The organism is Microbacterium sp. K41, from assembly GCF_004794395.1.
Classification (GTDB): domain Bacteria; phylum Actinomycetota; class Actinomycetes; order Actinomycetales; family Microbacteriaceae; genus Microbacterium; species Microbacterium sufflavum.
In genome coordinates, this window is the sequence record NZ_SSDO01000025.1 from 1 (window position 1) to 243 (window position 243).

Genomic DNA, 243 nt, shown 5'->3' on the forward strand with positions numbered 1-243 from the left:
CCGCCGCGCCCGCCGCCGCGGCACGGACCCCGCTCCTGCCGCAGCTGTCGGCGCCCGTGGTCTCGCTCGCCCGCGCGTCCGACGGCGACCACCGGATCACGCTCACGGTGTCGCCCGAGAACCTGGGACCGGTGACCGTGCGCGCCCACATCTCCGGCGCGGCGATCCGCATCGAGCTGCAGGCGCCCGGTGAGCTCGGCCGCGAGGCGCTGCGGGCGATCCTCGCCGACCTCCGCCGCGACC

Annotated in this window: 1 protein-coding gene; it reads left to right on the forward strand. The window is 78.6% G+C overall.

Annotation, left to right across the window (positions count from 1 at the left end; all coding sequences use genetic code 11):
* A partial coding sequence (locus tag DW309_RS00305) for a flagellar hook-length control protein FliK (RefSeq protein WP_136044189.1) occupies positions 1–243 on the forward strand: 243 nt, incomplete at both ends.